At 38.9% G+C, this 6708-nt stretch carries 8 protein-coding genes; all 8 read right to left on the bottom strand.

All coding sequences use genetic code 11. The features are described from left to right. Positions 1 to 221 (bottom strand): cell shape determination protein CcmA (locus tag GX687_03355; protein ID HHX96486.1); only part of this gene is annotated, 221 nt, incomplete at its 3' end. A 3-nt stretch (positions 222 to 224) separates the two neighbouring features. After that, a complete protein-coding gene (locus GX687_03350; GenBank protein ID HHX96485.1) occupies positions 225 to 1214 on the bottom strand; it encodes a peptidoglycan DD-metalloendopeptidase family protein in 990 nt (329 codons plus the stop codon). Between the two features lie 82 nt (positions 1215 to 1296). Then, positions 1297 to 1800, bottom strand: coding sequence for a DUF4446 family protein (locus tag GX687_03345; protein HHX96484.1), 504 nt, complete (start codon positions 1798 to 1800; stop codon positions 1297 to 1299). A gap of 62 nt (positions 1801 to 1862) precedes the next feature. Next, positions 1863 to 3632 carry a 4Fe-4S binding protein gene (locus tag GX687_03340; protein ID HHX96483.1) on the bottom strand — a complete coding sequence of 590 codons (1770 nt, stop codon included), beginning with the start codon at positions 3630 to 3632 and terminating at the stop codon, positions 1863 to 1865. A gap of 25 nt (positions 3633 to 3657) precedes the next feature. Beyond that, positions 3658 to 5451 carry an NADH-quinone oxidoreductase subunit NuoF gene (gene nuoF, locus GX687_03335; GenBank protein HHX96482.1) on the bottom strand — a complete coding sequence of 598 codons (1794 nt, stop codon included), beginning with the start codon at positions 5449 to 5451 and terminating at the stop codon, positions 3658 to 3660. A gap of 26 nt (positions 5452 to 5477) precedes the next feature. Continuing rightward, entirely contained in the window at positions 5478 to 5843 is a 366-nt protein-coding gene (locus tag GX687_03330; GenBank protein ID HHX96481.1) for a (2Fe-2S) ferredoxin domain-containing protein, read from the bottom strand. Between the two features lie 17 nt (positions 5844 to 5860). Next, a complete protein-coding gene (nuoE, locus tag GX687_03325) occupies positions 5861 to 6358 on the bottom strand; it encodes an NADH-quinone oxidoreductase subunit NuoE (protein ID HHX96480.1) in 498 nt (165 codons plus the stop codon). Positions 6359 to 6486: 128 nt separating this feature from the next. Further along, positions 6487 to 6708 (bottom strand): hypothetical protein (locus GX687_03320; GenBank protein HHX96479.1); only part of this gene is annotated, 222 nt, incomplete at its 5' end.

Below are 6708 nucleotides of genomic sequence, written 5' to 3'. Positions count from 1 at the left end.
TTATTAGCCTCTATTACGGCATCAACAGCAGCATTCTCCCCCACAATTAAATCACCTTCAACCTTAATTTCACCTTTAAAATCACCATCAAGCCGCAGTGAACCAGCAGTATTAATAATACCTTCACAAACTGTACCCTTACCAATAATTGTATTCATTTTTCCCAATGAGTTATCTGTTTTTTCTCTTTTTCTCTTAAACATTTTCTTTTTTAACTTCACTCCTTACTCTAATATTTCTAAGGGGTCAATCCATTCCCCATTTTTAGCTATTCCAAAGTGAAGATGCGGACCTGTACAGCGGCCAGTATCACCTAAACGAGCAATAATTTGCCCGCTAACTATTTGCTCATTTTTTTCTACTAGTAAAGAAGAATTATGGGCATAAAGACTCACATACCCTAAACCATGGGCAATTAAAACCATCTGTCCCCAATTGCCTTTTTCACCGGCAAAAGTTACCACACCATTTCCAGCAGCCCGTATTGGTGCCCCATAAGGGCCGGCAATGTCTAAACCATTATGGAATTCCTCACGACTAGCATCAAAAGGATCTTTACGCATCCCAAATGGTGAAGTAATGTAGCCCCGCAAAGGCCATTGAGCTGGTCTATTTACACGGGTCTCCACTTCAGATTTCAAACGTTCCATATGCCGCATTTGTGAAGTTAACTGCCAATCTATTTTAACCAGTTCTGCTTTTAAATCCTCTAATTCTTCTTGATCATCCTGTCCGGCAAAATGTTTCACCCGTTCTTCCCAAAAAAAGTTATCTGTTAAATAACCAGCTTCACCCCGTGAAGCCTGTACATTAGGAACCACCTCTTCGCTTAAACCTACCTTAGCTCTAACCTCACGGTCTATTTCCATTAAACCTTCTAATTTATGCCGCATTTCTCCAGTTCTATTTTTCAAATCCTTTATTTCTTTACTCTGCTGAGTATTAATTTCCCGCAGTTCCTTATTCTCCACCGCCAAATAAGTTAAAGAAAAATAATTAAGAATAAGGGTACTAACCAAAATTAAAACAATAATACCCAGGATACTCCCCAATTTTAACCACCAATAGGGGAAACTAATATTTTTTACCGCCTGTGCCTGATTGTGAGGTACAATCAGCATGGTGAATTTTTTTCTTTTACGGTCTCTTCTGCTTTTTCCGAAAGTAAACCACTTTACACATAATTTATTTTTTAGATTTTCCCAAAAAACCATTATTTTTTTAACTCCTCTAAAATTTTAGATCGGAATTATTTGCTTCGCCATTTTTAACCAAATTCCTGCTTTTCAAATAATTTTACTCTACAAAACCCAATGCCCTGCGAATTGCCTTTTCCTCTTCTATGGAAAGTTGCTGTTTAGCTTTACCTTGCTGTACAGCTTTGCAATAGACCCGAGCATCATCACGACCAAAAATACTGCTAACTACCACACCTTGATCATTATGATCCAATAAAGCCAAAGCAAAACTTAGTTTACCACCTGTATCGGGAAAAGCATCAAAGCGATATAGTCCTACTTTTTGCACACATTTATGTGTTAAACTTTCCATATATTCCAATCGCTCACGGAAAATATTCATTTCAAACAGAACTTGTTCTAACTTCTTATTATTTTTCAAAATACACTTTTCTAAATTTTCGCCCGAAACATTAGCTACTAATAGTTTATACTTTTTAGTTGTCCTCCGCAAGGCAGCAAAAGTAATTATAAAAACTATTAACAAAAGTAAAACTACACCCAAAGTAATTAACATTAACAGCGGAGCATTAGCGGTAAGTAATAACCATAAATTCTCCATCACTAAACCTCCCCTACCCCCAAAATTAAGAACACATAATTAATTATGTGTTCTGGGGAAAATTATTTCTGCCAAGTTAAAGCACGATATTTAGGTCGAACAGTATAACCTGTATGCAATAACTGTTCTGATCTTTCGCTTAATGGTTTTACCAAAAACTCAGCATACAATTCTTTAATGGCCGGGTTTTCATGGGATTTACGCCAAGTCATTGTCTTTTCCTCTTGATAAACTGCCTTAGCCCTTAAAGCCAAATAATGTTCTTCCAAAGCCAAGCGATCTGGGCCGCTAACCAAAGGTTGCCCGCCACCTCCTACACAACCACCGGGGCAAGCCATAATTTCAATAAAGTGATATTCAACTTCACCAGCTTTTACTTTCTCCAATATTTTTTTAGCATTACCCAAACCATGGGCTACAGCCACCCTTACTTCACCTAAAGAGGGAATAGTGACTACCGCCTCTTTTACACCCTCTAAACCGCGTACTTCTACAAAATCTACTTTTTCCAAGGTTTTACCCGCAACTACTTCATAAACCGTTCTTAGAGCTGCCTCCATAACACCACCTGTTACTCCAAAAATCAAACCAGCACCTGTGGAAATACCCAAAGGCTCATCATATTTTTCCCAAGGCAATTCCCGGAAATTAATACCAGCCATTTTAATCATTTTCGCTAATTCACGAGTGGTAAGCACCGCATCTACATCGGCAAATCCACTATCTCTTAATTCCGGACGTTCCTTTTCAAATTTTTTGGCCGTACAGGGCATAATCGAAACTGAAAAAACATCAGCAGGATTAACCCCCATTTTCTGAGCATAATAGGTTTTAGCTAAAGCACCAAACATTTGCTGTGGTGATTTGGCCGTAGATAAATTATCTAGAAATTCAGGGTAATTATGTTCACAAAACTTAACCCAACCAGGACTACAGGAAGTAATTAAAGGCAATTTCCCTTCAGTTTGTAAACGCTCCAAAAACTCATGTCCTTCCTCCATAATAGTTAAATCAGCTGTAAAATCAGTATCAAAAACTTTATCAAAACCTAATTTTCTTAAAGCAGCTACCATTTGACCAGTTACCGAAGTGCCAATTGGATAACCAAATTCTTCACCCAAAGCAGCCCTTACGGCCGGTGCAGTCTGCACCACCACATGCCGTCGAGAATCTTGCAGAGCTGCCCAAACTAAATCAGTATCATCTTTTTCCGTAATAGCCCCCACAGGACAAACATTGACACATTGTCCACAATAAACACAATCAGTTTCATTTAACAACTGCTGAAAAGGTGGAGCAATAATACTGGCAAAACCTCTTTCCGTAGTACCCAAAACACCTACACCTTGAATTTGCTGACAAACACTGACACAGCGTCGGCACAGCACACATTTATCAGGATCCCGCACAATAGCTGCTGAAGACTGATCCCGCTTAAATACTGTGTTTTCACCCTGGAAACGCACATCTGTAATTCCCAATTGTTTAGCCAAAGCCTGAAGCTCACATTTAGTATTGCGATCACAAGTTAAACATTCAAAAGGATGATTGGAAAGAATTAATTCTACTACAGCTTTACGTGCTTCTCTAACTTCAGCCGTATTAGTGCGGACAACCATACCTTCTGCAACCGGATAAACACAAGCGGTTTTCAAACCGCGTACCTTTTCAATTTCCACCAAACAAACTCGACAAGCACCTAATTGATTAATTTCCTTTAAATAACACAAAGTAGGGATCTTGATACCGGCCTGACGAGCTGCCTCTAAAATAGTACTGTCCTTCGGCACTTGTACTTTTTGTCCATCTATTGTCAAATTAACTAAGCCCATTTTTGCTTCACACCCCCCATAATAATTACCCTTTATAGACCGCATCGAAGCGACAAACTTCCATACAGGTACCACATTTAATACACAACTCCGGATCAATGACAAAAGGTTCTTTTAATTTACCACTAATTGCTTCTTCTGGACAATTACGGGCACATAAACCACAGCCACGACATTTATCTGGATCAATCCGATAAGATAATAAAGCAGTACAAACACCTGCCGGACAGCGTTGCTCATAAATATGTGCTTCATATTCATCACGGAAATAACGGAGTGTGCTTAAAACTGGATTAGGTGCCGTTTGACCGAGACCACACAAGGAAGCATTTTTAATTGTTTTGGCCAATGTTTCCAAATGCTCCAAATCCTCTGGTGTGCCTTTACCTTCTGTAATTTTAGTTAAAATCTCCAGCATCCGTTTCGTACCAATGCGACAGGGTGGACATTTACCACAGGATTCATCTTGAGTAAATTCTAAAAAGAAACGGGCAATATCAACCATACAGGTATCTTCATCCATAATGATTAACCCACCAGAACCCATCATACCGCCCACAGCTATTAAATTTTCATAATCTATGGGTGTATCTAATAAAGAAGCGGGGATACAGCCTCCCGAGGGACCTCCGGTTTGGGCTGCTTTAAATTCCTTATCATTTAACAAGCCTCCCCCTATGTCATAAACGATAGTACGCAGTGTAGTTCCCATCGGCACCTCAATCAAACCAGTATTTTTAATTTTACCCGCTAAAGCAAATACTTTGGTTCCCTTACTTTTTTCCGTACCTAAACTAGCAAACCACTGCCAACCATTTTTTATAATCCGAGGGATATTAGCTAAAGTCTCAACATTATTAATAATTGTAGGTTTACCCCATAAACCTGAATTAGCCGGAAAAGGCGGTCTAGGTCTTGGCTCACCCCTTTTACCTTCAATAGAAGCAAGTAAAGCGGTTTCTTCACCACAGACAAAAGCACCAGCCCCTAAACGCAGTTCAATATTAAAATTAAAATTATGCCCAAAAATATTCTCACCTAAAAGTCCCATTTCCCGTGCCTGTTCAATCGCCAACTGCAGTCTTTCCACCGCAATGGGATATTCGGCACGCACATAAATAAAACCCTGATCAGCTCCAATGGCATAACCAGCAATGGCCATGGCTTCTAAAACAGAATGAGGATCACCTTCCAAAATACTGCGGTCCATAAAAGCACCTGGGTCTCCTTCATCAGCATTACAAACCACATATTTTTGTTTACCTTCAGCTCGATAAGCAAACTCCCATTTTAAGCCAGTCGGGAATCCTCCCCCACCTCGTCCTCTTAAACCAGCCTTTTTTAATTCTTCAATAACTTCTGCAGGAGTCATTTCATGAACTACTCTAGCTAAAGCGAAATAGCCGCCTTGAGCAATATATTCTTCAATTTTTTCCGGATTGATTAAACCACAGTTGGCCAAAGCCACTCTTTCTTGATGTTTAAAAAAATCCAACTCGGCAAATTCCTTAGTTTTAACGGCTGTTTTACTATCGCGAAATAGAAGGCGTTTAACTACTCGACCGCGTAAGAAATGTTCAGTAATAATTTCATCAAGATCGGCCTCCTGTACTTGACAATAAAAAACACCTTCTGGATAAATAACCATAATTGGTCCTGAAGAGCATAGATCAAAACAACCAGTTTCAATTACCTGAATTTCCTTAGTAAGACCTTGCTCGGCTAATTTTTCACGCAATTTATTCACTAACTGCTTACTATCTTTAGAGGCACAATTAGCACCTGTACAGACAAAAACATGAGCACGATAAAAGTCCATAATTCCCCTCCTCCGGTCATACCACTTTATTTTTCCAAATTAACCAACCATTCGGTAATCGGCTGTCCATTAACTAAATGCTGCAGAACAATTTTTTCCATTTTTTCTGCAGTAACTTTGCCATAAATATAAGGCTTGTTACCTGGTTCCAAAATGGTAATCAATGGTTCCAAAAAACAAAGTCCGGGGCAGCCAGTTTGAGTAAGATAAACATTATTTAAACCCCGTTTTTTCAATTCATTAACTACCGTATTATAAACAACTCGGGCACCATTGGCGATCCCACAAGTTCCCATATGCACAGCTAAAGTAACTTGCCCCGCCTTTTCCCGTGATGCCGCTTTCTCCTTTTCAGTTGTCTTAATTCCCTGCAATTCTTTTAAAGAACACATGCCTCCATCCTCCTCGTTCACTCATCAAATTTATATTTATGGATGATTTCCGGTACATCTTTTAAGGTTAAACGACTGTGCACATTATCATCTACCATTAACACCGGAGCCAAACCACAAGCCCCCAAACAACGGCAAGCTTCCAAAGTAAACAACCCATCTGGGGTTGTTTCACCCACTCTAATTCCCAATTGTTTTTCCAACTCATCCAAAATAAAACCAGCCCCACGCACATAACAAGCAGTACCTAAACAAACACTAATTTTATGTTTTCCCTTAGGTTCAATACAAAATAGTGTATAAAATGAAACAATTCCGTAGACCTCACTCAAGGGCACCTGCATTTTTTGAGCAATATAAGTTTGCACTTCCTCGGACAAATGACCTATTTTTTGCTGTACCGCATGTAAAATAGGAATCAAGGCCCCTTTTTGTCCTTGATATCTTTGAATCACACGCTCAATAAATTCCCACTGTGTTTCCTGCGGATATTTTTTTTCACATTGACACCCCATGCTACCCCTCCCCGTCTTTGAGCAAGCAAACTTTTTAAAATACTTATTTTATTAATATTAACACTTTCAAAAAACTTTGCAACAAGAAAATGCAAATTTCGCTTCAAAAAATAACTTTTCCACATTTTTCAAAGCAAAATGTCCAAAAGACGGTTTAAATCTGCTAAATCATAATATTCTATCTCTATTTTACCAGCTTTTTTTCCTGGTTTAATACTCACCTTAGTGGCATATTTCTCCCTTAACCGTGCTTCCAAGCTTTCAATTTCCGGCGAAAGCACCTTGGAAGTTTTTTTACGACTAGATCTAACCTGTTTTTTTTGTCCGCTTAATTCACGTACTAATGCTTC

Source organism: Clostridia bacterium (genome assembly GCA_012841935.1).
GTDB lineage: Bacteria > Bacillota > Peptococcia > DRI-13 > DTU073 > DUTS01.
Note: the sequence above shows the minus strand (reverse complement) of the source record. Positions and strands in the feature narration are given on the sequence as shown.

Coding starts and splice junctions, on each gene's coding strand:
- GX687_03350 (HHX96485.1), bottom strand. CDS start 1,214: ATGGTTTTTTGGGAAAATCTAAAAAATAAATTATGTGTAAAGTGGTTT.
- GX687_03345 (HHX96484.1), bottom strand. CDS start 1,800: ATGGAGAATTTATGGTTATTACTTACCGCTAATGCTCCGCTGTTAATG.
- GX687_03340 (HHX96483.1), bottom strand. CDS start 3,632: ATGGGCTTAGTTAATTTGACAATAGATGGACAAAAAGTACAAGTGCCG.
- nuoF (HHX96482.1), bottom strand. CDS start 5,451: ATGGACTTTTATCGTGCTCATGTTTTTGTCTGTACAGGTGCTAATTGT.
- GX687_03330 (HHX96481.1), bottom strand. CDS start 5,843: ATGTGTTCTTTAAAAGAATTGCAGGGAATTAAGACAACTGAAAAGGAG.
- nuoE (HHX96480.1), bottom strand. CDS start 6,358: ATGGGGTGTCAATGTGAAAAAAAATATCCGCAGGAAACACAGTGGGAA.